This window comes from Pararhizobium sp. A13 (genome assembly GCF_040126305.1).
GTDB lineage: Bacteria > Pseudomonadota > Alphaproteobacteria > Rhizobiales > Rhizobiaceae > Pararhizobium.
In genome coordinates this window covers 3,492,623-3,519,409 of the sequence record NZ_CP149510.1, presented here as the reverse complement: position 1 = coordinate 3,519,409, position 26,787 = coordinate 3,492,623, and the positions used below count along the sequence as shown (strand labels likewise).

Here is a 26,787-nt window from a genome sequence, read left to right as displayed (position 1 = left end):
AATCCGGAGCATTCCAGGTGCTGTCTCTGATGCGCCGCGCTCCGGGCCAAGCTGGATTTGCTCCTGATGCTCCTTGAATATTTTCAGATGATCGACCGGATCGAGACCCTCGATCTCACCGCCAAGACACTGACGGCGCGCTCGGTTGTTCCCGCCAAGAGCCCGGTGTTCGAGGGCCACTTTCCCGGCTATCCGCTGGTGCCCGGCGTTCTCCTGATCGAGACGATGGCGCAGGCCTCGGGTTTTCTCGTTCTGGCTGCCACCGATTTTGCGGCCATGCCATTCCTGATGTCGGTCGATGGTGCGAAGATGCGCACCTTCGTCGAACCGGAAGCGGTACTCGACATCGAAGCCTTCCTGGAACATGACGGCTCCGGCTTTGCCGTCACCAAGGCGAAAATTACCTCGCAGGGCAAGAAGGTCTGCGACGCGCAATTGAAACTGCGGACCATGCCGTTCGATCAGGTGCCGCTTGGACCGATCGTCAAGAAGCGTGCCGAAGAAGTTGGGCTGATGGCGGCGATGGCGCTCGCAGCCACGACGGGGGAATGACGATGAGCAAATCCGCCAATGATGTTGTGATTACCGGTGTCGGCATTGTCACCAGCCAGGGGGTGGGCACCGAGGTGCACGCGGCACTTCTGACCGCCGATCAGTCTCCGACCGTGCGCATCGAGACCGAACGTTTCGCCCCCTATCCGGTGCACCCGCTGCCGGAAATCGACTGGTCGCAGCAGATCCCAAAGCGCGGCGACCAGCGGCAGATGGAGAACTGGCAGCGTCTCGGAGTCTTCAGTGCCGGTCTTGCGCTCGATGATGCCGGTTTCAAGGATGACCTCGAAGCCTGCAGCAGCATGGACATGATCGTGGCGGCCGGCGGCGGCGAGCGCGACATCACCGTCGATTCGCTGATCGTCGACGAGGGGCTGAAGCGCAACGACCGCGAGCGGTTGCTCAACGAGAAGCTGACGACGGAACTGCGCCCGACGCTGTTCCTCGCCCAGCTTTCCAACCTGATGGCCGGTAACATCTCCATCGTCCACAAGGTGACCGGTTCCTCGCGCACTTTCATGGGCGAGGAGGGCGCGGGCATTTCGGCCGTGGAAACCGCTTTCGCCCGCATCAAGGCGGGTCAATCCACCCATACTCTCGTCGGCGGTGCCTTCGTGGCCGAACGGCAGGACGTGCTGCTTCTGATCGAGGCTATCCAGGGCCATGCCCGTGGGGAATGGCAGCCGCTCTGGGCGCGCAAGGCCGAAGACGGCGGCGGCATGATTCTGGGTTCGGTCGGCGCGTTCCTCGTTCTGGAATCGCGCGCTCACGCGGAAGCCCGCGGCGCCCATATCTATGCGACGATCGACGCGATCGAAGGTGATCGCGGCAGCCGCGACGCGGGCCGACTGGAAGCGCGGCTCGGACGGCTTCTGGAGCCGGCGAAGGATCTGGCCGGCGAGGGCAGCGTCGTTTTCTGCGGCACGACCGGCTTTCATGATCTGGCCGCACGCGAGCGGGCCGTGCTGGATGCGGTGGTTCCCGGTGCTGCGCTGCGCGCCTATGGCGGCCTAACCGGGCATGCGCTCGAAACCCAGTTTCCGCTTGGCCTGGCGCTCGCAGCGCTAACGCTTGACGGCCGGGCGAAGGTTCCGCCGTTCGACACTGACCGCGAACACGCGATGACGGCCGGGGCAACGGCGGCCGTCGTGACAACTGTCGGCCATGTTCGCGGCGAGGGTGTTGCCCTCCTGTCGGTCAATGCGTGAGGAGTGAAACATCATGACTGCATCGAAATTCACCGATCATCTCGGCCGGCCGATCATCGCGGTGACCGGCATGGGTGTCATCACCTCGCTCGGACAGGGGCTGGCGGACAATTGGGCGGCACTGACGGCCGGCGTCTCCGGCATTCACGCGATCAAGCGCTTTCCCACGGAAGGATTGTCGACCCGCATTTCCGGCACCGTCGATTTCATCGACGTGCCGGCGGAAAATTCCGTCGAGCGCTCCTATGCCTTCGCCCGCGCAACGACGGAGGAAGCGCTGGCCCAGGCCGGGCTTTCAGGCGATTTCAACGGGCCGCTGTTTCTCGCCGCCCCGCCGATCGAGCCGGAATGGAGCGACCGCTTCGCTCTCGCCGACCGGGCACCGGCCTCCGAACGCCCCGGCGATGCCTATGACCGCTTCATGGCGGTTCTGCGCAACAAGGCCGATCCCGTCTTTCACGAAGCCATGCTGTTCGGCGCCATTTCCGAGCGTCTGGCCGATCGTTTCGGCACCCGCGGCCTGCCGGTGACGCTTTCGACCGCCTGCGCTTCCGGCGCGACCGCAATCCAGCTCGGCGTCGAGGCGATCCGCCAAGGCCGAACCGACCGTGCTCTGACGGTTGCAACCGACGGCTCGGTCAGCGCCGAAGCGCTGATCCGCTTCTCGCTGCTGTCGGCGCTTTCGACCCAGAACGATCCGCCGGAAAAAGCCTCCAAGCCCTTCAGCAAGGATCGTGACGGTTTCGTCATCGCCGAAGGTGCGGCGACGCTGGTGCTCGAAAGCCTGGAAGCGGCGGTCGCCCGTGGCGCCCGTGTTCTCGGCATCATGAAGGGCTGCGGCGAGAAGGCTGATCTCTTCCACCGGACCCGCTCGTCCCCGGACGGCGGCCCGGCGATCGCGACGATCCGCGCGGCACTGGCCGATGCCGGCCTCCCCGAAAGCGGCATCGGCTACATCAATGCCCATGGCACCTCGACGCCGGAAAACGACAAGATGGAATATGGCTCGATGTCGGCGGTCTTCGGCGAGGCGCTTGCCCGCATCCCGGTATCGTCGAACAAGTCGATGATCGGCCACACGCTGACGGCGGCCGGTGCGGTCGAGGCGGTCTTCTCGTTGCAGACGATGCTGACCGGCACCCTGCCACCGACGATCAACTTCACCAATGCCGATCCGTCGATCGTGCTCGACGTCGTGCCGAATGTGAAGCGGGATGCAACGGTGACGGCCGTCCTGTCGAATTCCTTCGGCTTCGGCGGCCAGAACGCCAGCCTTGTCATGACGGCGGAACCCGCCTAATCGGACAGGCGACACTTTTTCGATGAAAGACGCCTTTGGGGCGAAGGACTGGAATATCATGCGCGCTTTGCAACTGATCGACGACCGTAAGCTGGAAATTACCGATCTTCCCGAACCGGAAGCGCCTGGTCCCGGCGAAGTCACGCTCCGGGTCAAGGCGGTCGCGCTCAACCATATCGACGTCTGGGGCTGGCGCGGCATGGCCTTTGCCAAGCGCAAGATGCCGCTGGTGATCGGCGCCGAAGCGTCGGGTGTGGTCGACCAGATCGGCCCGGGTGTCGCCAATGTGCTGCCGGGGCAGCTCGTCTCGATCTACGGCGCGCGCACTTGCGGCCTTTGCCGCCCCTGCCGCGAAGGCCGCGACAATCTCTGCGAACATGTCGGCGGCGTGCACGGCTTCCATCTCGATGGTTTCGCCCAGGAGAAGGTCAATCTGCCGGCGCGCCTGCTCGTTCCCGCGCCTCCGGGCGTCGATGCGGTGGCCGCGGCTGTCGCTCCGGTGACCTTCGGCACGGTCGAGCATATGCTGTTCGATAATGCCAAGCTCGAGCCGGGCGAAACCATCCTCATTCATGCCGGCGGCTCGGGGATCGGTTCGGCGGCGATCCAGCTTGCCAAGAAGATCGGCTGCACCGTCATTACCACGGTCGGTTCCGACGACAAGATCGAGAAGGCGAAGGCGCTCGGCGCCGATCATGTCATCAACTACCGCACCGATCGCTTCGAGGGCGTCGTGCGCAAGCTCACCAAGAAGAAGGGCGTCGACGTCGTCTTCGAACATGTCGGCAAGGATACTTGGGCAGCATCGATGTTCAGCCTGAAGCGTGGCGGGCGTCTGGTCACCTGCGGTTCGACCTCCGGCGTCTCGACGGACATGAACCTGATGATGTTGTTCCAGCAGCAGTTGAAGCTGCTCGGCTCCTTCGGCTGCCGCATGGAGAATATGGCCAACGCCATGCAGAAGATGGCGCGCGGACTGGTGCATCCGGTCATCGACACCGAAGTCGGCTTCAACGAAATCGACAAGGCGCTGGAGCGCATGGAGACGCGCCAGGTCTTCGGCAAAATCATCCTGCGGATGGACTGAACATCGTGCGCATGCTGATCACACGGCTGGTTCTTGCGGCGGAGCACTTCCGCCAGTGGTCGATCGCCCAGTTCGTCTTTCTGCTGCTCGGCACTCTGAAACTGTTTCCAGCCAATGGCGCCATCGAATTTGCCGATCGTTTCACCCGCTGGCTCGGACCGAAGCTGAAGCGCCGGCACAGGCTGACCATGACCAATCTGCGCAACGCCTTTCCCGAAAAGAGCGAGGCGGAGATCGAGGCGATCGCGCTCGAAAGCTGGGGCAGCATCGGAAGGCTGGCGGCTGAATACGTCTTTCTCGACGAACTCTTCGATTTCGATCCGGCAAACCCGGAGCCGGGCCGCATCGAAGTCTCGGGCATCCCGCTGTTTGTCGAGTTGCGCGACAATCCGCGTCCGTTCATCGTCTTTACCGCCCATAGCGGCAATTTCGAACTGCTGCCGGTTGCCGGTGCGGCGTTCGGGCTGGATGTGACGGTGCTTTTCCGGCCACCGAACAACCCTTACGTCGCCGACAAGGTGTTCGATTTCCGAAAGCAGCGCATGGGCAATCTCGTTCCCTCGCATGCCGGCTCGTCGTTCACGCTTGCGCGCAAGCTGGAGGTGGGCGGCGCCGTCGGTGTCCTCGTCGACCAGAAGTTCCGCAAGGGGCTGACGACAAAATTCTTCGGGCGGGACGTGCGGACCAATCCGCTGCTGGCGAAACTGGTGCGGCAGTTCAACTGCGAGGTCTATCCGGCCCGCTCGATCCGCCTGCCGAACGGACGATTCCGGCTTGAGCTCGAACCGGCCATCGATATCCCGCGCAGGACGGACGGCAGCGTCGATGTCAATGCGACGGCGCAATTGCTCAATGACAAAGTCGAGAGCTGGGTCAGGGAATACCCCGGTCAGTGGTTGTGGTACCATGACCGCTGGAACATCAAGCGCAGTCTGAAGGACTGATCGGAAGCCCGCAGGCGTCGCAAATCTGAGAAATCACATTTGGAAGCCATTTCCGTCTGAATGGAATCATCTATTTCGCGCCCTAGCAGGGCGCCCGTTGTGTTCCGTTCGTCGCGCGGTTCAGGCATCTGTCCGTCTTCTGGCCGCAGGATTTTCGTCAATTTATCCAGAATGCCTAGAATAAATTCAACGGCAACGTTTCCGGTCAGTTTTCAGGTGTTGAATGCGGTTTCCCTGGGTGTAGACTGAATTATTACAGCAAGGCGATTGCAAGCGCTTCGGACGATTGAACAGGCGCGATTCAATCGATTTATGTCTGGATTGTGACGCTAATTCCGTGGCTTCGGGGGATTGAACGGGTTGCGCAGGAGTGGGGTGAAAATTGAAGGAACTGATTGACCTTTTCTGGTTCAAATATTCCCAGCTACAATATGCCGTCAAATCTGGCGATGATCTTCTGATAAACATCCTTGATCGCGAGATCGAACCGGTTCTGGACGCCATCTATCGCGAAGAGGCGAAAAATTCGGTCGACGCACGGCTGCAGTTCCAGTTTGTTCTGGACTTGCTGCAGAAGGAAGCCGGCGACGTTTCGAGCGTGCTGCGTCAGGGCGACGCGCTGCAGGCGCTGGCGGATCGCTATTTCTCGGTGGGAAGTGGCGATGTTTTCGAAAAGCCGCGGGCGCTGCAATCGACCGCCGGATTGCAGAAGGCCCGGGTCGACGAGGGCTTCCTTAACGAAGCAATCCTCGACTGCATGCCGGACCGCATCGCCGTCATCACCACCGACTACCGTTATCTGTACACCAACTCCGTCAATGCCGTGCGGCTGGAAGAGCGGCCCATGGACCTCGTCGGCCGCCATATCGTCGAGTTCGTCGGCATCCAGCGCTTCGAGCAGCGGGTCAAACCCAACCTCGACAGATGTTTTTCCGGCGAACTGGTGGATTACACCTACCCCAAGGACGTTGAGAACCGGACGATCGTCGTGCGGTGCCGGATGACGCCCTGCGTGTCGAGCACCGGCAAGATCATCGGCGCAATCCTGATCCTTCAAGAGATCGCCAACCGCCGCCGCTCGATCGCCGCGTGAGGCCGAAAGGCGAGGGCGGTCGCCCTCGCGCTCATTTCACCTCGGCTATTTGTCGGACCAGACCGCCAGTTCATAGCCGTCCGGATCCTGGAAATGGAATCTCCTGCCGCCCGGAAAGGAAAAAGTCTCCTTGACGATGCGCGCGCCGGCCGCTTCCAGCCGTGCTTGCGTGGCTGGGAGATCGTCCGCATACAGGATCACCAGTGGTCCGCCCGGCCTTACCGGTCCTGTCGTCAAGCCGCCAGTCAGCCGGCCGTCGCTGAACTCGCAATATTGCGGGCCGTAGTCGGTGAACGACCAGCCAAACGCAGCGCCGTAAAATGCTTTCGAACGGGCGATGTCGGCAACGGCGAATTCGATGTTGTCGATCTGGCGATCGACGCCTTTCTGTCCCATGATCGTCTTCCTTGTCATGCTTCCAGCAGTTTTTTCAGTGTGTTGAGGTCCTTCAGGACCCAGTTGGAATCAGCTGCAAACTGTTCTTCGCTCGTATCGGGTAGTTTCAACACCGTGAACATCACCTCCGAGCCTTCGCCATTCGGCACGACGCGCAGCGCATTGTCGACTTCAAGTCCCGATTCCATCGTCACGACATGGTCCATCACACCGAAATCGTTCCTCGGCGCAAATTTTACGCGGACGCTGCCGAGCGGACCGTGCGCCACCCAATCCTCGCCATCGGCCTCCAAACCACCGCCGAGGCCGGATGCCCAGAGCGGCATGTTTTCCGGCGCGGCAGCAAACTGATAAACGTCGCGCCAGTTCCTGTTTATGCTGACATGGACGACTTTCGCATCCATCACGCCCATGTGGTTTTCCTTTCACCATTCCGCCGAGCCGGGAACGAACGGATCGTCGAATCTTGAACAAAATGAGCAATCAGCCAGTCAATTGCCGGTAGCCGTCGCCAGGCGAAAGGCTTGTCGGCATTCATATTTCGCGCGACATGTGCGCCTGATCGCCTCATGCGGTCGAACGCTGTGTCCACCTGCTTGAAGCTTACTCGGCATGCCCGGAAAAGTCTCCCTTTTGACAACAATCGCTTGTCGTTAATCGATTTGAATGCCAAAACTCCGTCAGTATTCCGCAAGGCGCTTTCAGGCATCCCTGCTGCACGAAACGCCCTGCTCAGGTCAATCTGGTGGAGTTATCGCGCATGCCCAGCCGGGCATTGGCCACTTCACTGTCTAACGGAGGCACATACGTGGCACAGGCGGAAATCGGCCTTATCGGTCTCGGCGTTATGGGATCGAATCTGGCGCTCAATATTGCCGAGAAGGGCAACAAGATCGCGGTTTTCAACCGTACGGTCGAAGCGACCCGGAAATTTTATGCCGATGCCGGCGAACTGCAAAACCAGATCGTGCCGTGCGAAACCATCGAGGAATTCGTCGCTGCGATCCGCCCGCCGCGGCCAATCATCATCATGATCAAGGCCGGCGAGCCTGTCGACCAGCAGATGGAGCTGCTCAAGCCCTATCTTGAGAAGAACGACATCATGATCGATGCCGGCAATGCCAATTTCCGCGACACGATGCGCCGCTTCGACAATCTCAAGGACAGCGGCCTGACCTTCATCGGCATGGGCGTGTCTGGTGGCGAGGAGGGCGCGCGTCATGGCCCCTCCATCATGGTCGGCGGCAAGGAAGAGTCCTGGAAGCGCGTCGAGAAAGTGCTGACCTCGATCGCCGCGAAATACAACGGCGACCCTTGTGTTGCCTGGCTCGGCGAAAACGGTGCCGGTCACTTCGTCAAGACCATCCACAACGGCATCGAATATGCCGACATGCAGATGATCGCCGAGATCTACGGCATCCTGCGCGACGGCCTGAAGATGGACGCCACGGAAATCGGCGAAGTCTTCGGCGAGTGGAACAAGGGCCGCTTGAATTCCTACCTGATCGAGATCACCGAGAAGGTGCTGAAGGCGGCCGACCCCATCACGGGCAAGCCGATCGTCGATCTGATCCTCGACAAGGCCGGCCAGAAGGGCACCGGCAAGTGGTCGGTGATCGAAGCGCAGAACATGGGCGTTCCGGCAACCGGCATCGAAGCCGCCGTCGCCGCGCGCAGCATCTCCTCGATGAAGGATGAGCGTGAAGCGGCAGAAAGGGTGCTGGGTCTGCCCAATGTCGGCGAATTCAGGGTTGCCGACAAGGGCGCCTTCCTCAAAGACCTCGAAAGCGCGCTGCTCGCATCGAAGATCGGCGCCTATGCGCAAGGCTTCGCGGTCATGTCCGCCGCGTCGAAGGAATTCAGCTGGAGCCTGCCGATGCCAACCATCGCCAGGATCTGGCGCGCCGGCTGCATCATCCGCTCGCAGTTCCTCGACGAGATCACCACCGCCTTTACCAAGGACCCGGACGTTGCCAACCTGATCGTCACGCCGGCTTTCGCAAAGATGGTCAAGGAGAGCGACGGTGCGCTTCGCCGTGTCGTTTCGGCGGCGGCTCTCGGCGGCCTGCCGGTCTCGGCGCTGGCCTCGGCGCTCGGCTATTTCGACAGCTATCGCCGCGGCCGCGGCACGGCGAACGTCATCCAGGCGCAGCGTGACTTCTTCGGCGCCCATGGGTTTGATCGCATTGATGGTGCTGATTCACATCACGGCCCTTGGGGCAGCGGCATGAACGCCTGATCAAGGCATTCTGGCTGGAACGACAAAGCCGCGCGGAGCGATCCGCGCGGCTTTTCAATGCCTCGATGTTGATGTCAGAGCGCCTGGCTCAGGCTCTGCAGTTCTTCCGCCGGCAAACCGGCAATGCGACCGATCACGGCCTTGGCCAGTTCCCGGCCGGCGTGGCGGATGTCCTCGTTCATGGTGATGACTTCGGGGCGCAGCCAGCTCAGGAAATCGCTGGGCACCTTCGAGACCATATCGACATCCTGGCTGAGCTTTTTGCCGACGGATTCCAGCCCGGCGATCAACGCGATCGATCCTGCGCCTGAACCCGAAACGATGCCGTCGGGCGCGCCGTCGGAGCGCATCAGGGTCTCGAACGCGGCGCGAATTTCCGCCAGGCTGTTGTCGAGATCGACTGCGTTGAAGGCAACGGCCTCGACACCGAAATCGCGGATGCCCTCATCGAAGCCTTTTCGCATGTGCCTGTGAAAGGTCAGATGCGGCGGCGGCTGCAAGAGCACGATGCGCTTGCGCCCGAGTTTTGCCAGCCTCCGGACAGCCTCATAGGCAAATCCTTCATTGTCGAAGTCGTGATAGGGATGGACGAGCCCCATATCTGTGCGGCCGTGGGTGGCGAAAGGGAAATTGCGCTCCATCATCAGTTCGACTCGCGGGTCCTTCGGTTCCGTACGCGAGATGATGACGCCATCGGCCGCACCGGTATCGAGCACGTAGCGGACCGGGGCGAGGGCGTCCTTGGAGAACCTGTAGGGCGTGATGACGAGATGGTAGGGCGTCGAGGCCAGCACCTCGGAAATGCCGACCACGATCGGGCTCGTCAGGCCCATCACCTCTTCTTCGAGGGACAGCACCAGGCTGATGACATTGGTCTTCCCAGTGCGAAGGCGGACACCGGCACGGTTCGGTTGGTAACCCACCTGTTTCGCAACGAGACGGACGCGCTCCTTGGTCTCGGCGCCGATATCGGGCGCGTCTTTCAGGGCGCGCGACACCGTGGTGATGCCGAGACCCGTCATGAAGGCGATCGTCTTCAGGGTCGGACGTTCCTGCAATGAGGAGGGCGTCGGGGCCTGCCTGCTCTTGGTCTTCTCGTCCATTCCCCGCCCATCGCCTTCCCATGTTCAGGCCGCGTCGTCGCGGTTACCTGCATGCCTTATATACGATTTGTGACATATGGGCACCCATCGCCCGTTCTCTCCCGTCGTCAAAAATCTGTAACGATACAGTTGGCTTGTCGAGGCCTTTTTTGTCTATATCGTCCCGGCCTCTCCGTAGAGTTGAATCCCGCATTGCGTCATCAGAATTTTGCATTTGCGAGAGACGCATTCGATTCGAAACTCTGGGGTTGTCAAACATTGTGTTGAAAAAACGCGATAAAATGGTTTCTCCGAAAGAAAATGTACTGCAGCGGAAAGGCGAGGGTAATTTGGTGTTGGGCCTTAATGCGCATCCTAGGATTGTGTAAAATATTTTTTGAGGAATTATGCGTTGTGGCTGTTGCGCCGGCAAAACGATTGAACTAAGTTTTTTCCGGTAACGTTACAGTGAGGGAGGAAAACTCATGAAATTGCGTTTGTTGGCAGCTGCTTTGGCGGCGACTGTGGTGCTTCCATTCAGCGCAGCCAGCGCTGCAGATCTGGAAGTAACCCATTGGTGGACGTCGGGTGGCGAAGCTGCTGCTGTCGCCGAACTGGCGAAGGCATTTGACGCAACCGGCAACCACTGGGTTGATGGCGCTGTCGCCGGCTCCGGCAGCACCGCGCGGCCGATCATGATCAGCCGCATTACCGGCGGTGACCCGATGGGCGCCACGCAGTTCAACCACGGCCGTCAAGCCGAGGAGTTGGTAGAGGCTGGCCTGATGCGCGACCTGACCGACGTCGCCACCAGGGAACATTGGAAGGATATCATCAAGCCGTCGAGCCTGCTCGACAGTTGCACCATCGAGGGCAAGATCTATTGCGCGCCGGTCAATATCCACTCCTGGCAGTGGCTGTGGCTGTCGAATGCGGCCTTCAAGCAGGCTGGCGTCGAAGTGCCAAAGAACTGGGATGAATTCGTCGCTGCCGCACCGGCGCTGGAGAAGGCCGGCATCATACCGCTCGCCGTCGGTGGCCAGCCCTGGCAGTCGGCCGGTGCGTTTGACGTGCTGATGGTCGCGATTGCCGGCAAGGACGTCTTCAACAAGGTGTTCGGCGAGAAGGATGCGGAAGTGGCCGCAGGTCCCGATATCGCCAAGGTCTTCAAGGCTGCTGATGATGCCCGCAAGATGTCCAAGGGCAGCAACGTGCAGGATTGGAACCAGGCTACCAATCTGGTCATCACCGGCAAGGCCGGCGGCCAGATCATGGGTGACTGGGCGCAGGGCGAATTCCAGGTCGCCGGCCAGAAAGCTGGCACGGACTATACCTGCCTTCCGGGTCTGGGCGTCAACGAGATCATCTCGACCGGCGGCGATGCTTTCTACTTCCCGCTCCTGAAGGATGAGGAAAAGTCGAAGGCCCAGGAAGTGCTCGCCTCGACGCTGCTCGATCCGAAGACGCAGGTCGCCTTCAACCTGAAGAAGGGATCGCTGCCTGTACGGGGTGACGTCGACCTCGCCACGGCAAACGACTGCATGAAGAAGGGTCTCGAGATCCTTGCCAAGGGCAATGTGATCCAGGGCACCGACCAGCTTCTGTCTGCAGACAGCCAGAAGCAGAAGGAAGACCTCTTCTCGGAGTTCTTCGCCAACCCCTCGATGACGCCGGAAGATGCGCAGAAGCGCTTCACCGACATCATCGCTTCGGCCGATTGATCAACGGCTACTCTATCGAAGCCGGCTCCGTGTATCGCGCGGGGCCGGTCCGAAACCCAAAACCGGATGATCAATGCCGCCTATTGCGGCGGGCTCAGGATGCCGCGCCACGGACCGGCGATCCTTCGGACTTGAGGATGGAGCGAAGTGCTGCGGTGCGCGCCGCGCTTTCAATCGGATGAACCTGATCCAGGGGAGGAGTGAGACATGACGGGCCAAGCGCATGCCGGCCGGCCAAACCAATTGTTGCGCAATCTGCATTCCAAGATTGCCTCAATTCCCATGATACTGACCGCCGTTGTCATCTTTCTCGGCGGCACGCTTTGGACGGTGTTTTATTCCTTCACCAATTCGAAGCTCCTGCCGCGCCTATCGTTTGTCGGGCTCGATCAGTATGAGCGTCTGTGGGCAGCCCCGCGTTGGCTGATGTCCATTCAGAACCTTGCCATCTACGGCTTCTTCTCGCTGATCTTCAGCCTGATGATCGGTTTCGTGCTCGCCGCACTGATGGATCAGAAAATCCGCTTCGAGAATACGTTTCGGACGATCTTCCTCTATCCGTTCGCGCTCTCCTTCATCGTCACCGGCCTGGTCTGGCAATGGGTGCTCAATCCCGAGTTCGGCGTGCAGTCGGTCGTTCGATCGCTCGGCTGGACGAGCTTCACCTTCGATCCGCTCTACGATCAAAGCATCGTCATCTATGGCATCCTGATCGCCGCCCTCTGGCAGGGAACGGGTCTCGTCATGTGCCTGATGCTGGCCGGCCTGCGCGGCATTGACGAGGACATCTGGAAAGCCTCGCGCGTCGACGGCATTCCGATGTGGAAGACCTACCTCTTCATCATCATTCCGATGATGCGCGCCGTCTTCATCACCACGCTCGTGATCATCGCAAGCGGCATCGTCCGGGTCTACGACCTCGTCGTGGCGCAGACGAGCGGCGGTCCCGGCATCGCCTCCGAGGTGCCTGCCAAATATGTCTACGACTACATGTTCCAGGCGCAGAACCTCGGTCAGGGCTTTGCTGCTTCGACCATGATGCTGATCACAGTCGCCATCATCATCGTGCCGTGGGCCTATCTGGAATTCGGAGGACGCAAGCGTGGATGACACCGTATCGCTCAAAGGGCGGGCTGCCCATGGCGCCTCAAGACTGGCTCCAGGGCCACAGGGCAAAAAGCCTCGCCCGATGTTTTCGCCCAGAAACATCATGATTTATGGCGCGCTGATCTTTGCCGCGGCTTACTATCTCCTGCCGCTCTACGTCATGATGGTCACCTCCCTGAAGGGCATGCCGGAAATCCGGCTCGGCAACATCTTCTCGCCGCCCCTTGAGATCACCTTCGAGCCCTGGGTCAAGGCCTGGTCCAGCGCCTGCACCGGCCTGAATTGTGACGGCCTGTCCCGCGGATTCTGGAACTCGGTCCGCATTACCATTCCTTCAACGATCGTCTCGATCGCGATCGCATCCGTCAACGGTTATGCACTGGCGAACTGGCGCTTCAAGGGCGCCGACCTGTTCTTCACGATCCTGATCGTCGGCGCGTTCATCCCCTATCAGGTCATGATCTATCCGATCGTCATCGTGCTGCGTGAGATGGGCCTCTACGGTTCGCTCACGGGTCTGATCATCGTCCACACGATATTCGGCATGCCGATCCTGACGCTGCTCTTCCGCAACTATTTCTCGTCCCTGCCGGAAGAGCTGTTCAAGGCGGCGCGCATCGACGGTGCCGGGTTCTGGACGATCTATTTCAAGATCATGCTGCCGATGTCGCTGCCGATTTTCGTCGTCGCCATGATCCTGCAGATCACCGGCATCTGGAACGACTTCCTGTTCGGCGTGGTGTTCACCCGACCGGAATATTATCCGATGACCGTCCAGCTCAACAACATCGTCAATTCGGTTCAGGGCGTGAAGGAATACAACGTCAATATGGCGGCGACCATCCTGACGGGGGCTGTTCCATTGATCGTCTACTTCGTTTCCGGACGGCTTTTTGTCCGCGGTATTGCCGCCGGCGCAGTGAAAGGGTGAGTGCATGAACAACGTCAGCGTATCGGTCAGGGATCTGTCGTTGAGCTTCGGTGCCGTCACCGTGCTCGACACGCTTAACCTCGACATCAAGAACGGCGAATTCCTCGTCCTCCTCGGCTCGTCCGGCTGCGGCAAGTCCACACTCTTGAACTGCATTGCCGGTCTTCTCGACGTGACCGGCGGCCAGATCTTCATCAAGGACAAGAACGTCACCTGGGAGGAACCCAAGGACCGCGGCATCGGCATGGTATTCCAGTCCTATGCGCTCTATCCGCAGATGACGGTCGAGCGGAACCTGTCCTTCGGCCTGCGTGTCGCCAAGCTGCCTGCCGCCGAAATCGACAAGCGTGTCGCCCGTGCCGCCGAGATCCTGCAGATCCAGCCGCTCCTCAAGCGCAAGCCGTCGGAACTGTCCGGCGGCCAGCGCCAGCGTGTGGCGATCGGTCGTGCCCTTGTTCGCGATGTCGACGTGTTCCTGTTCGACGAGCCTCTGTCAAACCTCGACGCCAAGCTGCGGTCGGAACTGCGCGTCGAAATCAAGCGTCTCCACCAGTCGCTTGAGAACACGATGATCTATGTGACCCACGACCAGATCGAGGCCCTGACCTTGGCGGACCGCATCGCGGTGATGAAGAGCGGCGTCATCCAGCAGCTTGCCGATCCGATGACGATCTACAATTTCCCGGAAAACCTGTTCGTCGCCGGCTTCATCGGGTCGCCGTCGATGAATTTCTTCCGCGGCGAGATCAAGGACCGCGGCGGGCGCAAGGTGATCGAGGTCAATGGCGTCGATTTCGGTATGGACGCTTATCCGGTGCGCGGGCCGCTGGGGGCCGGCCGCAAGGTCGTGCTCGGCGTGCGCCCGGAACACGTCAAGGTCGATGAAAACGTGCCGGGAACGGAAGTTCACGATGCGGTCGTCGATATCGAGGAGCCGATGGGCGCCGACAATCTGCTCTGGCTGAAGCTCGCCGGGCAGACCATGTCGGTGCGCATTGCCGGTTCGCGGCGTTACGCACCCGGTAGGGCGCTGAAACTCAGCTTCGACATGTCGATGGCCTCGGTTTTCGACGCCGCCACGGAAAACAGGATCTGACCAACCCGTAACATCGCGGCGGTCGCGTTTGGCGGCCGCTCAAAGACGATGACGCCCATCCTTGAGCGGATGGGTAGCGAATGGATTTTTGACAATGTCTGTTGACGCTTTCATCTCCGAACCCGTAGCGCTCGACCTGTCCGGCGACTGGCTGCTTGCCTCGTCCGACAACAGCCACGCGTTGACGATCGCCATTCCGGGCGACGTCCACAGCGCCCTGCAGGCCGGCGGCGTGATCGCCGATCCCTATGCCGGCCGCAACGAGGATGACGTTCAGTGGGTGGCACACAAGGACTGGGTGCTTGAGCGCACGTTCGACATCGACGCGGCCGATCTCGCTGGATTCTGGTATCTGGATATTGAAAGCCTGGACACGATCGGCTCGGTCTATGTCAACGACGAGCTGGTTCTCGAGGCCAAAAACTGCTTTCTTCGCTATCGCCCGGCCGTAAGCTCTATCTTGAAAGTGGGCCAGAATCGTCTGCGCATCGTCATCCATTCAGCGGTCGCTGCCGGGGCTCAAGCGCAGACGGTCCAGCCCTTCTATATTCCCTACTCGACCGGCAACTGCCCGATCCCCAATGGCAACATGCTGCGCAAGCCGCAATGCCATTTTGGCTGGGACTGGAACATCGCCATCGCGCCGCTGGGCATTTACGGCTCCATCGCCCTCAAGAAACTTGCGGCGGCTCGCATCGAGCATGTCACGACCCGGCAGGTGCCGCAGGCCGGCGGCGCCGTCGATCTTCAGGTGACGGTAAGGCTCTTTGCCGAGGAACCCGGCGTCATCGGCATGGATTTCTCGCTCGATGGCCTAAAGGAACACCTGGATTGCGCCGTCAACGCCGGAGAAACACAGGTCACGCATGTCTTTACCGTCGAAAATCCGAAGCTCTGGTGGCCGGCAGGCAGCGGCGCGCAGGCCTTGTCCGAACTCACCGTCTCGTTTCCGGGCGAAACGGTCACCCGCCAGATCGGTTTCCGTACTATCGAGCTTCTGACCGACAAGGACGAGGCCGGCAGTCGTTTTGCCTTCCGCGTCAACGGTCGTGAAATCTTCTGCCGCGGCGCCAACTGGATTCCGGCCGATGCGCTCGCGTCGCGGGTGACGCCCGAGGGCGTCGAGGATCTGCTGCGCTCGGCGGTCGATGCCAACATGAACATGATCCGCGTCTGGGGTGGCGGCTTCTATGAAACGGACTGGTTTTACGATCTCTGCGACCGGCTCGGCCTGATGGTCTGGCAGGATTTCATGTTTGCCTGCAATCTTTATCCCTCGACGCCGGATTTTCTCGAAAACGTCGCCGCTGAGGTGGATTATCAGGTCAAGCGGTTATCGTCGCATCCCTCGATCGCGCTCTGGTGCGGCGACAACGAGCTGGTCGGAGCGCTCACCTGGTTTGAAGAAAGCCGCAGGGATCGTGACCGCTATCTCGTTTCCTACGACCGTCTCAACCGAACCATCGAGACCGGCATCAAGGCGGCCGCAGCCGATGTGATCTGGTGGCCATCCAGCCCATCCGTCGGTCCGCTCAACTTCGGCGACGCCTGGCATGCCGACGGTTCCGGCGACATGCACTATTGGTCCGTCTGGCACGAGAACAAGTCGTTCGACAATTACCGCACGGTCCGGCCGCGCTTCTGCTCGGAGTTCGGCTTCCAGTCCTATACGTCGATGCCGATCGTCCGGCAGTTTTCCGAACAGAAGGACCTGAACATCGCTTCGCCGGTGATGGAATCGCACCAGAAGAATGCCGGCGGCAACGAGCGCATTGCGGCGACCATGTTCCGTTACTTCCGCTTCCCGAAGGATTTTTCGAATTTCGTCTATCTCAGCCAGATCCAGCAGGGATTGGCGATCCGCACCGCCGTCGAATTCTGGCGGTCGCTCAAACCCCATTGCATGGGCACGCTCTACTGGCAGCTCAACGACACCTGGCCGGTCGCATCCTGGGCGAGCCTCGACTATGGGGGCAACTGGAAGGCCATGCACTACATGGTGCGCCGGTTCTTCCAGCCGGTAGCGGTTGCGGCCATCCCCTCCGACGATGGGAAGAACATCGCCTTTGCGATGGTCAACGACACCGCCGAGCCGGTTACCGTCGAACTGCAGACCTTTCTCGTTTCGCTCTCCGGCGAAAAGCAGCCCCTGACCGCCGCCGCCGGCACCTGCAGCCCGGATCGCGCCGCCACACTATTGACGATCGCTGCCGCGGACATTCCGAAGGGCATGCTGCTGTTCTGGTCATTCGAAGCCTCGAACGGCATGCGCGGCGAGGGGCATCATGTGCAGTCGACCTACAAGGCGCTCGACCTCGAGCCGTCCAATCTGTCGATTATGGCAAGCGCCGCAGGGGAGGGTTCTTATGACCTCACGGTTTCGGCGTCCGCCCTTGCTCTCCATGTGATGATCGAAGCCGCCGTGGAAGGCCGTTATTCCGACAATGCCTTCGATCTGACAGCGGGAGAAAGTCGCGTCATTCGCTTCACACCAAAGCAGCCGCTGGCAGCAGGTGCTCACCCGGTCTTTACCGGCTACGACCTGCAGTCCTGCCAGGGCAATGGCTAGGAGTTTTTCATGCTGCGCAGTGAAGTCGATGCCTTCATCGTACGGAGCGATGCCTTCATGCCGGCAAATCCGACGAACATCCATCCGAGCCCTCTGCCGGTCTCGGAGTACGATACCTAGCTCCAATAAATCCCAAGGAGGACTTTCCATGCAGACCGTCAGTTTCCAGCTTTACAGCGCCCGCAACTTCCCGCCACTTGCCGATGTCCTCAAGATCGTCGGCGCTGCCGGCTACAAACAGGTCGAGGGCTATGGCGCTCTCTACGCGTCGCTCGATGACGCCGCCCTGGCTGCCTTGAAGGCTGACATGGATGAAAGTGGCGTGACCATGCCATCGGCCCATTTCGGTCTTGATATGCTCGAATCCGATCCCGCCGGCGTGCTGAAAATCGCTAACGCCCTCGGCATCAGGGCGATCTATTGCCCCTACCTGCTTCCCGACCAGCGTCCGGCGGACGCGGCAGGCTGGAGGGCGTTCGGCGAGCGCCTGGAAAAGGCCGGAAAACCCATCCGTGACGCCGGTCTCGACTTCGGCTGGCACAATCATGACTTCGAATTTATCGCACTGCCTGACGGCTCGGTCCCGCAGGAGCATATCTTTGCCGGCGGACCGAACCTGAGCTGGGAAGCAGACATCGCCTGGGTCATCCGCGGCGGTGCCGATCCCTTTGCCTGGATCGAAAAATATGGCCGCCGCATTACCGCCGTCCACTTGAAGGACATCGCTGCAGCCGGCGAAAACGCGGATGAGGACGGCTGGGCCGATGTCGGCCATGGCACCGTTGATTGGAAGAGGCTGTTCACTGCGCTGACCGTGACACCTGCCCGATACTACATCGTCGAGCACGACAACCCCAAGGATTTCAAGGCGACGGCCGAGCGCTCGATCGCATCGATCAAGACCTACTGATAGAAAGAGCACATCATGACACGAGAACTCGGCGTCGGCATCATTGGATGCGGCAACATTTCCACCACCTATTTCAGGCTCTCGCCGCTCTTCAGGGGCATCAGGGTCATCGCCTGCGCCGACATCAATCCGGCCGCCGCCGAGACGCGCGCATCGGAATATGACGTCAAGGCACAGACCATCGAGGAACTGCTTGCCAATCCGGAGATCGACATCGTCGTCAACCTGACGATCCCGGAAGCGCATTTCCCCGTCTCGAAGATGATCCTCGAGGCCGGCAAGCACGTCTATTCCGAAAAGCCGCTGGTACTGACGCTGGAACAGGGCGAGCAGCTGCGCGGCATCGCCACGGCCAACAACCTGAAGGTCGGATGCGCACCGGATACCTTCCTCGGCGGCGCGCACCAGCTGGCGCGGGACTATATCGACCAGGGCAAGATCGGCCGTGTGACCTCGGGCACCTGCCACGTGATGAGCCCGGGCATGGAGATGTGGCATCCGAACCCGGACTTCTTCTTCCTGCCCGGCGGCGGCCCGATCCTCGATCTTGGCCCGTATTATATCGCCAACCTCATCAACCTGATCGGCCCGGTCAAGCGCGTCGCGGCACTGACCTCGATGGCCAATCCGACCCGCACCATCACCAGCGAGCCGCGCAAGGGCGAGGTCATCCCGGTGAAGACGCCAACCAACATCCATGCGCTGCTCGAATTCCAGAACGGCGCGACGGTCACGTTATCGGCAAGCTGGGATGTCTGGTCGCACCGCCACGGCAATATGGAGCTCTATGGGACGGAAGGCTCGCTCTTCCTGCCCGATCCGAACTTCTTCGGTGGCACGGTCTCGGCCAGCGGCTGCGACAAGGACATCCAGCCCGTCGAGATGTGGGATCATCCTTTCGCTGTCACCAATCAGGAGCATCCGGTGGGGCCGATGGCCAACTACCGCACGGCCGGCCTTGCCGACATGGCGCTTGCCATCCTCGAAGGTCGCGACGCCCGCTGCTCGTTGGAGCGTGCGCTGCATGGCGTCGATGTCATGGTGTCGATCCTGCAGTCGGGCGAGACGGGCCAGTTCGTCGAACTGACGACGACCTGCACGCAGCCGGCCGCACTCGGCATCGAGGAGGCCAACGCGCTTCTGCGGTGATGCCCGTTTCTGGCCCGCTGCCGGGGTGGCGGGCCAGTTCTCCATCAACCTCTTTCGGCGATCTGGGCCGGACTTGAGGCTGGTGCCGTGATCAGACGACGAACATGGCGTCGGACATCGTCTCCGTCGAGGCGATCGAGATCATCTTGTTGAGACTGGAGCCGCCGTCGCCGTTGTTCGCGGCATACCAGATAGCCATCGTGGTCACGTCCGATTGGCTTTCCAGCTTGTAGAAATAATCCCCGATGTCCTGCGCCGTGCCCTGAAACGCATCAAGGGTACGGGCATCAAAGACAGAGATGTCGAAACGGTCGGAACTTGCGGCGTCTTCCACGAAGATTGTCGTCGTGCCCGTTTCGGGATTTTCCCTGCCGGTCAGGATGAGCTTGTCGTTGCCGGCGCCGGTCTTGAAATAGGCGAGCAGGCTGTCGTCGGTCAGCGACAGGCGGTAGGTATCGTTGCCGCTGCTGCCTTCGAAATTCACCCTGTCGACATCACCTTCGGCATCGGCGGGGAGCTTGGCGGCGTCGAGTTTCAGTGTGTGTGTCAGGCCGGCCTTGAGGTTGACATAGGTATCGATGTTCTGCGTCAGGACGTTTAGCGAAATCTCGGTTTTTATCTTCCCCTTGTCGCTATCGACAACGCGGTCCGAAAGGTCATCGATAACGTAGGTGTCGTAGCCCTTGCCGCCATTCATGATGTCGCTACCGTCGCCGCCGTTGATGATGTCATTGCCGGCGCCTGCGGACGCGTGATCGTCGCCCGCGCCCAGGTCTATGTTGTCCTTTCCCTTGCCGGAATAGACCCAGTCGTCGCCGCCTCCGGTCTTTATCCTGTTGTCGCCATCGCCGGCGATGACGAGATCGTTGGTGTTCGTCTCATTCCGCATCGTCTCGGCATCGAGGCGCGCGTAGCTCGCGACACCCGGAGCAAATGTGTCGTTGCCCGCGCCGCCCGCCTGGACGAAGTGCAATTGGTCGCCAAAGGCGTATTTGTCCGACAGGATTTTCAGGTAGGACGCGATTTGTGCCTCGAACGACTGGGTCTCCGCATTCACCGTGTCCGCCTCGTTGATGACCTTGTCGCGGGTGGCGATCTTCTCGTAGACGCTTGATGCTCCGCCTTCGCGATCGAACAGGAAGTCCATCGCCTTGAGCACGGCGCCGGAATCCTTTCGATCGGCCGGCGCAAGGATGCCCACCTTGTTCGATTCGTCTTCGCGCCGGTTCTGCAGGCCCTTGAAGTCGAAATTGCTGTGGTTGTAACGGACTTCGTACCAGAATCGGGCATGGTTGTCGGTCTTGATGGCGGTCGCGATGCCCGGGCCGATCAGGGTTGGTGCGTTGTAGTACAGCGAATAGAGAACGAGCCGTTCCTGCGATTCCTCCGGCAGGGTGGCACCGAAAGCGTTCAGCCTCGCTGTCAGCTCCTTCTCAATCGACGAGGAGAATAGGCCCGCCTGTCCCTTGAGCCTGGCTTCGAGCAGGACACTGGCTTGGGCATCGGTCAGCCAAAGCGACTGAAGCGCTTTCCTTTCCGCCGTCGTACCAGCCTTGCCTTGCGACTTGTTGATCAGCGCAACATCGTCTGCGGCGGTCGGCGTCTTGTCGGCCTTCCATTTTTCGATGATTTTCAGGCCGCTTTCCTGCAGGCCTGACAGCTTGCCGTCGATCTTTCCGGTCAGCGCCAGCCTGTAGGCCTTCGAAATGTCGCTGAAACTCAGCGCCTTGAGGTTCAGGCCATAACCGACGGTCGGGATTTGCTTGCTGTCGTCATGAATGCCGCCTTGCGCGCTCGGCTGCGTGTCGCCGATCAGGCCGGCATTCTCCCATTTCTTCAGGAAAGCGACGGTCTTCGACAGGAAGTCTTTCTTTTCGATCTCGGTAATATTGGTGAGCGCCACGATTCACCTGTCGGATATTGAAATTTCTATCAATGATGAAATCAACGCGTTTACTGGCCGCCTATCGCCAAGGATCCTCGCCGGTTTTTAACACTGAAAACTGTTCAATTGCTTAAGCTTGAGCGTTCGATGGCTCTTGTTTCGGCCGGCGCCTCCGTGGCATATCGCTGTCTCGGCCGCGACTTGCGGACCCAATGGGAAGGATATCTGACATGGCATGGCAACCGGCAGACAATCGCTACGAGACGATGAAATACAATCGCTGCGGCAAGAGCGGGCTGAAGCTGCCGGCGATGTCGCTCGGCCTCTGGCACAATTTCGGCCATGATACGCCGCACGAGCGCAAGCTCGACATGTGCCGCACGGCGTTTGATCTCGGCATCACCCATTTCGATCTCGCCAACAATTACGGTCCGCCTCCGGGCTCGGCCGAAACCGCCTTCGGCGAAATCCTCCGCACCGAATTTGCCGGCTTGCGCGACGAGTTGATCATCTCCTCCAAGGCCGGCTACGACATGTGGCCGGGTCCCTATGGCGAGTGGGGCAGCCGCAAGTATCTGATCGCCTCCTGCGACCAGAGCCTGAAGCGCATGGGCCTCGACTATGTCGATATCTTTTATTCGCACCGCTTCGATCCCGATACGCCGCTCGAGGAAACCTGTGCGGCGCTGGATCATATTGTCCGTTCGGGCAGGGCGCTTTATATCGGCATTTCGTCCTATAACTCGCAGCGCACGCGCGAGGCGGCTGCTATCCTGAAAGACCTTGGCACACCGCTGCTCATCCATCAGCCGAGCTATTCGATGCTCAACCGCTGGGTCGAGGATGACGGCCTCGTCGATACGCTCGAAGGCCTCGGCGTCGGTTCGATCGTGTTTTCGCCGCTGGCGCAGGGCATGCTGACGACGAAATATCTCGGCGGCATTCCCGCCGACAGCCGCGCGGCACAGAACCATTTCCTCAAGAAGGACTTCATCCGCCCGTCGATTATCGACAATATCAGGAAGCTCAACGAGATCGCCGAGAAGCGCGGCCAGACGCTGGCGCAGATGGCGATCGCCTGGGTGCTGCGCGGCGGCCATATCACCTCGGCGCTGATCGGTGCCAGCCGCTCCTCGCAGATCGTCGATTGTGTCGCCGCGCTGAAGAACGACACGTTCACGCCGGAAGAGCTGGCGGAGATCGACATCTATGCCAAGGAAGCCGACATCAATCTCTGGGCTTCGTCGGCGGAGCGCGCGTAAGCGGCACCCGCATTCGGGTTGCTATATAGGGGTATCGGATCGTCTGGTCCGGTGCCCCTTTCCGTCTCCTGCGGGCTTAGATCAACGGCCTGTCTGCCCGGATTTTTCCTTCGAGGCCGCCGCGCGAGCATGTTAACCAAGGTTCCGTAAGTTGCTGCAAACATTGAAAGTTGTTATTAGACAAAAGTCGAAGATCGTGCATTATCCGCGCCGCTGGACATGAGGGGGTGAGCGTGTAAGCTGCCGCCGGAGACCCGTGATTTCGTTGGAAATGACGGGTCTGAATGTCTTGAACTGGGAATCGTGCATGTCGTTTGAACCAGCCGAGACCGGCCGGTGCGGCCTGCGCCCTGCGGGAGGAGCAGTATCGGCAAGGCCGGCTGTCCGCGAAAACAGAGGAGAAAATATGGATCGCCGTTCATTCATCAAACGTGCAGGTCTCGGTGGCGCCGCCGCGGCAACGACGCTCGCAGCGCCCGCCATCGCCCAGAGCAGCCCTAAGGTCACTTGGCGGCTGGCGTCGTCGTTCCCGAAGAGTCTCTCTGAAACAATCTTTGGCGGCGCGTTGAGTCTTTCTAAGTATGTCTCGGAGGTCACTGACGGCAACTTTCAGATTCAAGTTTTCGCGGCGGGCGAGATCGTTCCGGCGCTCCAGGTCGCTGACGCAGTTTCCGCGGGCACGATCGAATCTGCACACACGGTCTGCTACTATTTCTGGGGTAAAGATCCGACCTGGGCACTGGGTTCGGCGGTGCCATTCTCACTCAATGCGCGTGGTATCAATGCTTGGCACTATCATGGCGGCGGTATTGACCTTTTCAATGAGTTCCTGGGCACTCAGGGTCTCGTCGGTTTCCCCTGCGGCAACACTGGGGTGCAGATGGGCGGCTGGTTTCGCAAGGAGATCAAGACGGTCGCCGACCTTCAGGGTCTGAAGTACCGTGTCGGTGGCTTCGCGGGCAAAGTGCTGGAGCAGCTCGGCGTCATTCCTCAGCAGTTGGCCGGCGGCGACATATACCCGGCGTTAGAGAGGGGCGCGATTGACGGTGCAGAATTCGTCGGCCCCTATGACGACGAAAAACTCGGCTTCTACAAGGTTGCGCCGTACTACTACTATCCCGGCTGGTGGGAAGGTGGACCGACCGTCCATACGTTATTTAACAAGGGTAAGTTTGATGAACTGCCGCCCCAATATCAGTCAGTACTGAAAGTGGCAGCACAGGCTGCTGACGCCAACATGTTACAGGCGTACGATTGGCTCAACGCCTCGGCGATCAAGCGCCTCGTTGGCGCGGGCGCCCAGCTCAAACCCTTCAGCCCGGAAATCCTGTCGGCCTGCTTCGACGCGGCCAATAAGGTTTACGCTGGCATTGAAGCCTCGAACCCGACCTTCAAAAAGATCTGGGATTCGATCAAGGCGTTCCGCGGCGAGTATTATCTGAACGCCCAGATCGCCGAATACAACTATGATACTTTCATGATGATCCAGCAGCGGGGCGGCAAGCTCTAAACGCCGGTTTCATCGCTGAAACGAAGAAACCCCGAAGCGTGCTTCGGGGTTTTTCTATGCCCATCGTTTGTGTGGAGGAGGGCCGGTGCGAACACCGGCCCGGCTTTCAAGTCAGTTGAAGGACGGCGGGGCGCTCAGGTCATTGGCGGGTTTCTTCTGCTCGCCGCCGGCGCCGTTCTGATCCGCCGGCTGCTGGCCGCCGTCGAGCGGATTGCCGCCCGGCAGTTGCAGGCCACCCGGCAGGCCGAGACCGCCTCCATTGTCCGGCAGCCCAAGACCGCCACCGGTGCCGAAGCCCGGGACCTCGATCTTGATCGTTGCCGGGTCCACCACGGCGGCGTTGCCCTTGTAGTGCATGACCATCTGCGGGAACATGATCGTCAGTGCCACCATAAGGACCTGGATGCCGACGAACGGCACCGCCCCCCAATAGATCTGCCCTGTGGTCACCGGTTTCGTCAGCTTACCCGTGACCCGATCGAGATAGGGCACCTTGGCCGCGACCGAACGCAGGTAGAACAGCGCAAACCCAAAGGGCGGATGCATGAAGCTCGTCTGCATGTTGATGCCGAGCAGGACGCCGAACCAGATGAGGTCGATGCCGAGTGCGTTGGCCGCGGGCGCGAGCAGCGGCACGATGATGAAGGCGAGTTCGAAGAAATCCAGGAAGAACGCCAGGAAGAAGACGAGCAGGTTGACGGTGATCAGGAAGCCCGTTTCACCGCCAGGCATCCCCACGAGCAGATGTTCCACCCAGACATGGCCGTTGACTCCGTAGAAAGTCAGCGAGAACACCCGTGCGCCGATCAGGATGAACAGCACGAAGGCCGACAGCCGCGTGGTGGCGGCCAGCGCGGAGCGGACCACATCCAAGGTCAGCCGTCCCTTGGCTGCCGCCATGATCAGGGCGCCGACAGCGCCCATGGCGCCGCCTTCCGTCGGCGTGGCAATACCGAGGAAGATCGTGCCGAGCACGAGGAAGATCAATGCCAGCGGCGGGATCAGCACGATGATGACCTGCTGGGCAAGCCTGGACATCGCATTGATCTTCAATCCCCTGTCGACGAGCGCAACCACGTAGATGAAGGCCACACCGACAGTGAAGCCGAGAATATCGGCGTTTTCACCCTGCGTCGGTGAGAGGTAGACATGAGCGGCATAGGCGATGCCAGCCGCGACGGCAAGCGCCACAAAGAGCGAGGTAACGCCCGCGCCGAGCGTGCGGGCTTCGAGCGGCAGCGCCGGCATTGAGTCACGCCGGACGAAGGTCATGATCAGGATATAGAGCATGTAGAGCCCGGTCAGCACCAGGCCGGGGATCAGGGCGCCGGCATACATGTCGCCAACCGAACGGCCGAGCTGGTCGGCAAGAACGATCAGGACCAGCGAAGGCGGAATGATCTGGGCAAGCGTGCCGGACGCCGCGATGACGCCGGAGGCGACGCGCCGGTCATAGCCGTAGCGCAGCATGATCGGCAGCGAGATCAGGCCCATGGCGATGACCGACGCCGCGACCACGCCGGTGGTGGCTGCGAGCAGCGCTCCGACGAAGATCACCGCATAGGCAAGGCCGCCGCGGATCGGGCCGAACAACTGGCCGATCGTGTCGAGCAGGTCCTCGGCCATGCCGGATCGTTCGAGCACGATCCCCATGAAGGTAAAGAAGGGGATGGCGAGCAATGTGTCGTTCGACATCACCCCCCAGAATCGTTCGGGCAGCGCGTTGAGCAATGGCCAGGAGAGATTGACGGAGCCGCCGGATAAAGGAGCAAGCTCCACGCCGATGATGAAGAACAGCAGGCCATTGGCGGCGAGCGAAAAGGCAACGGGATAACCCAGCAGGAGGAAGACGATCAATGACACGAACATGATCGGTGCGAGGTTTACAGCGATGAACTCGATCACGGGCGCGCCTCCGGAATGATGGCTTCATCCAGCGGTGCGTGGGTCGGTACGTAGGGCGTTGGATCGTCCATATTGCCGGTCATAATCGCGATCTTCTTGATGATTTCCGACACCCCCTGCAGGGCAAGCAGGATGAAGCCGAAAAGGAGGATCGCCTTGGCTGGCCAGACGATCAGGCCACCGGCGCTGGATGAGCCTTCCTGCGAGCGGTAAGACATCAGGAAATAGGGGACGAGGTAGTATGTCATCAGCAATACGAACGGCATCAGGAAGAAGACATGTCCGAACAGGTCGATCCAGTGCTGCACACGGCGCGAAAACTTGCCATAGACGACGTCGATGCGGATGTGCTCGTTTTGGCTCAGCGTGTAGGCGGCTGCGAACATGAAGGCGGCGCCGAACAGATACCACTGCGCCTCGAGCCAGGCATTCGACGACATATTGAATATTTTTCGGATAATGGCATTGCCGGCGCTGACAAGAACGGCCACCAGGATAAGCCAGGAGACTGACTTGCCGATGATTTCCGTGATTCGGTCAATGAGCCTGCTGATACCGAGCAGTGCGGCCATAAGTTTTCCTCCCGCAATGGCTGTTTTCGATTTTTGTTGCCGAGCACAGCCACAGTGCCGATTTCAAGGCCTCTTTCAAGGCTCGGACAGGATTTTCCCGCATCGTCACGCCGCGGTGATACCAAAGTAGCGTGTGAGCTTCCCGGCAATGCCCAAAGCTTAGGCAAAAATCGTGCGAAAACAACCTTGCCAAGCCCTTGGCGTCCCCGGCAATGTCGGCGTGTCTCTGCAACATGGACGACTCGGCAGAACGGCAGTTCAATGTGTCG

The 26,787-nt window shown here is 60.4% G+C and carries 22 protein-coding genes; 16 read left to right on the top strand and 6 right to left on the bottom strand.

Annotated features, from left to right (window positions below; genetic code table 11):
* Nucleotides 1-66 precede the first annotated feature (66 nt).
* The 6 genes from WI754_RS17315 (at nucleotide 67) to WI754_RS17290 (ending at nucleotide 6,184) form a co-directional block, all read left to right on the top strand.
* On the top strand, nucleotides 67-552 hold the full coding sequence (locus WI754_RS17315) for a 3-hydroxyacyl-ACP dehydratase FabZ family protein (protein WP_349434702.1): 486 nt from the start codon (nucleotides 67-69) through the stop codon (nucleotides 550-552).
* 2 nt (nucleotides 553-554) lie between these two features.
* Nucleotides 555-1,760 (top strand): beta-ketoacyl-ACP synthase, encoded by a 1,206-nt coding sequence (locus WI754_RS17310; protein WP_349434701.1) that lies wholly within the window; start codon nucleotides 555-557, stop codon nucleotides 1,758-1,760.
* Nucleotides 1,761-1,773: 13 nt separating this feature from the next.
* The gene (locus WI754_RS17305) at nucleotides 1,774-3,060 is read left to right on the top strand and encodes a beta-ketoacyl-ACP synthase (protein WP_349434700.1); all 1,287 of its coding nucleotides are present in this window, start codon (nucleotides 1,774-1,776) and stop codon (nucleotides 3,058-3,060) included.
* 58 nt (nucleotides 3,061-3,118) lie between these two features.
* Nucleotides 3,119-4,147: a zinc-binding dehydrogenase gene (locus tag WI754_RS17300; RefSeq protein WP_349437852.1), complete on the top strand. Its 1,029-nt coding sequence runs from the start codon at nucleotides 3,119-3,121 to the stop codon at nucleotides 4,145-4,147.
* An 11-nt stretch (nucleotides 4,148-4,158) separates the two neighbouring features.
* Nucleotides 4,159-5,091 (top strand): lipid A biosynthesis lauroyl acyltransferase, encoded by a 933-nt coding sequence (locus WI754_RS17295; RefSeq protein WP_349437850.1) that lies wholly within the window; start codon nucleotides 4,159-4,161, stop codon nucleotides 5,089-5,091.
* Nucleotides 5,092-5,473: 382 nt separating this feature from the next.
* Entirely contained in the window at nucleotides 5,474-6,184 is a 711-nt protein-coding gene (locus tag WI754_RS17290; RefSeq protein ID WP_349434699.1) for a PAS domain-containing protein, read from the top strand.
* A 45-nt stretch (nucleotides 6,185-6,229) separates the two neighbouring features.
* Here the strand turns inward: WI754_RS17290 and WI754_RS17285 are convergent, their stop codons facing one another.
* On the bottom strand, nucleotides 6,230-6,580 hold the full coding sequence (locus WI754_RS17285; protein WP_349434698.1) for a VOC family protein: 351 nt from the start codon (nucleotides 6,578-6,580) through the stop codon (nucleotides 6,230-6,232).
* A 14-nt stretch (nucleotides 6,581-6,594) separates the two neighbouring features.
* The gene (locus tag WI754_RS17280) at nucleotides 6,595-6,993 is read right to left on the bottom strand and encodes an SRPBCC family protein (protein ID WP_349434697.1); all 399 of its coding nucleotides are present in this window, start codon (nucleotides 6,991-6,993) and stop codon (nucleotides 6,595-6,597) included.
* Nucleotides 6,994-7,388: 395 nt separating this feature from the next.
* On the opposite strand from WI754_RS17280, the gene gndA reads away from it, so the two are divergent.
* Nucleotides 7,389-8,819 (top strand): NADP-dependent phosphogluconate dehydrogenase, encoded by a 1,431-nt coding sequence (gene gndA / locus WI754_RS17275; protein ID WP_349434696.1) that lies wholly within the window; start codon nucleotides 7,389-7,391, stop codon nucleotides 8,817-8,819.
* A 74-nt stretch (nucleotides 8,820-8,893) separates the two neighbouring features.
* Here gndA and WI754_RS17270 read toward each other — a convergent pair whose 3' ends face one another.
* Nucleotides 8,894-9,922 carry a LacI family transcriptional regulator gene (locus WI754_RS17270; RefSeq protein WP_349434695.1) on the bottom strand — a complete coding sequence of 343 codons (1,029 nt, stop codon included), beginning with the start codon at nucleotides 9,920-9,922 and terminating at the stop codon, nucleotides 8,894-8,896.
* Nucleotides 9,923-10,386: 464 nt separating this feature from the next.
* On the opposite strand from WI754_RS17270, the gene WI754_RS17265 reads away from it, so the two are divergent.
* The 7 genes from WI754_RS17265 (at nucleotide 10,387) to WI754_RS17235 (ending at nucleotide 19,384) form a co-directional block, all read left to right on the top strand.
* Entirely contained in the window at nucleotides 10,387-11,622 is a 1,236-nt protein-coding gene (locus tag WI754_RS17265) for an ABC transporter substrate-binding protein (RefSeq protein ID WP_349434694.1), read from the top strand.
* 207 nt (nucleotides 11,623-11,829) lie between these two features.
* A complete protein-coding gene (locus WI754_RS17260) occupies nucleotides 11,830-12,732 on the top strand; it encodes a sugar ABC transporter permease (RefSeq protein ID WP_349434693.1) in 903 nt (300 codons plus the stop codon).
* A 79-nt stretch (nucleotides 12,733-12,811) separates the two neighbouring features.
* Entirely contained in the window at nucleotides 12,812-13,660 is an 849-nt protein-coding gene (locus WI754_RS17255) for a carbohydrate ABC transporter permease (RefSeq protein ID WP_349434692.1), read from the top strand.
* A 4-nt stretch (nucleotides 13,661-13,664) separates the two neighbouring features.
* The gene (locus WI754_RS17250; RefSeq protein ID WP_349434691.1) at nucleotides 13,665-14,756 is read left to right on the top strand and encodes an ABC transporter ATP-binding protein; all 1,092 of its coding nucleotides are present in this window, start codon (nucleotides 13,665-13,667) and stop codon (nucleotides 14,754-14,756) included.
* A 94-nt stretch (nucleotides 14,757-14,850) separates the two neighbouring features.
* Nucleotides 14,851-17,325, top strand: a complete 2,475-nt coding sequence (locus tag WI754_RS17245; protein WP_349434690.1) for a glycoside hydrolase family 2 protein — start codon at nucleotides 14,851-14,853, stop codon at nucleotides 17,323-17,325.
* Between the two features lie 148 nt (nucleotides 17,326-17,473).
* Nucleotides 17,474-18,235 (top strand): sugar phosphate isomerase/epimerase, encoded by a 762-nt coding sequence (locus tag WI754_RS17240; RefSeq protein ID WP_349434689.1) that lies wholly within the window; start codon nucleotides 17,474-17,476, stop codon nucleotides 18,233-18,235.
* A 15-nt stretch (nucleotides 18,236-18,250) separates the two neighbouring features.
* Nucleotides 18,251-19,384 (top strand): Gfo/Idh/MocA family oxidoreductase, encoded by a 1,134-nt coding sequence (locus WI754_RS17235; protein ID WP_349434688.1) that lies wholly within the window; start codon nucleotides 18,251-18,253, stop codon nucleotides 19,382-19,384.
* A gap of 91 nt (nucleotides 19,385-19,475) precedes the next feature.
* On the opposite strand, the gene WI754_RS17230 is transcribed toward WI754_RS17235, so the two are convergent.
* Entirely contained in the window at nucleotides 19,476-21,287 is a 1,812-nt protein-coding gene (locus WI754_RS17230) for a calcium-binding protein (RefSeq protein WP_349434687.1), read from the bottom strand.
* Nucleotides 21,288-21,499: 212 nt separating this feature from the next.
* Here WI754_RS17230 and mgrA point away from each other — a divergent pair, with 212 nt between their 5' ends.
* Together mgrA and WI754_RS17220 are read left to right on the top strand one after the other, a co-directional pair.
* Nucleotides 21,500-22,531: an L-glyceraldehyde 3-phosphate reductase gene (gene mgrA, locus WI754_RS17225; RefSeq protein ID WP_349434686.1), complete on the top strand. Its 1,032-nt coding sequence runs from the start codon at nucleotides 21,500-21,502 to the stop codon at nucleotides 22,529-22,531.
* A gap of 406 nt (nucleotides 22,532-22,937) precedes the next feature.
* Nucleotides 22,938-24,041 (top strand): TRAP transporter substrate-binding protein, encoded by a 1,104-nt coding sequence (locus tag WI754_RS17220; protein WP_349434685.1) that lies wholly within the window; start codon nucleotides 22,938-22,940, stop codon nucleotides 24,039-24,041.
* 111 nt (nucleotides 24,042-24,152) lie between these two features.
* On the opposite strand, the gene WI754_RS17215 is transcribed toward WI754_RS17220, so the two are convergent.
* Both WI754_RS17215 and WI754_RS17210 read right to left on the bottom strand, forming a co-directional pair.
* A complete protein-coding gene (locus WI754_RS17215) occupies nucleotides 24,153-25,946 on the bottom strand; it encodes a TRAP transporter large permease subunit (RefSeq protein ID WP_349434684.1) in 1,794 nt (597 codons plus the stop codon).
* Nucleotides 25,943-26,518: a TRAP transporter small permease subunit gene (locus WI754_RS17210; RefSeq protein ID WP_349434683.1), complete on the bottom strand. Its 576-nt coding sequence runs from the start codon at nucleotides 26,516-26,518 to the stop codon at nucleotides 25,943-25,945. Before WI754_RS17210 ends, WI754_RS17215 begins: the two co-directional genes overlap by 4 nt.
* Between the last annotated feature and the right edge of the window lie 269 nt (nucleotides 26,519-26,787).